Here is a 375-nt window from a genome sequence, read left to right as displayed (position 1 = left end):
CCCGAAGTTCGCCGGACAAAAAAACGGAGCCTTGCGGCTCCGTCGTGCACCATTATTGTGCGAGCTTTTTGTACTTGCAGGGGCGCTTCGATGCCGCGCACAGCTTTCTGCTCGACAGCCGCACGCGCGACGGCCAGGTCGGCGTGGCGACCGGAGCAGGCGAGCGAGCCGGTCATCCAGATGCAGGGCGTGCACAAGTGGTACGGCCAGTTCCATGTGCTCACGACGAAGTGCGCAGCGGTCGGGTCGATATCCTGGCCGATGCGCGGCTGGTGACGCAGCGTCTGGACGAGATGGATTTCGCGAGGACGGCGAATGGAGTGGTTGATGTACGCCGAGAGTACCTGGTAGGCCGCGAGCTTCTCGCGTCGCGCG

2 pseudogenes are annotated in these 375 nt (G+C 64.0%); both read left to right on the top strand.

The annotated features are described in order from the left end of the window. Window positions 1–68 precede the first annotated feature (68 nt). A pseudogene (locus U8L64_RS20155) lies at window positions 69–146 on the top strand (SURF1 family protein); the annotation flags it as partial. Window positions 147–218: 72 nt separating this feature from the next. Next, window positions 219–314, top strand: a pseudogene (locus U8L64_RS20150) (amino acid ABC transporter substrate-binding protein); the annotation flags it as partial. Window positions 315–375 lie beyond the last annotated feature (61 nt).

The organism is Pseudomonas sp. FIP_A4 (assembly GCF_036701605.1).
Classification (GTDB): domain Bacteria; phylum Pseudomonadota; class Gammaproteobacteria; order Pseudomonadales; family Pseudomonadaceae; genus Stutzerimonas; species Stutzerimonas phenolilytica.
Note: the sequence above shows the minus strand (reverse complement) of the source record. Positions and strands in the feature narration are given on the sequence as shown.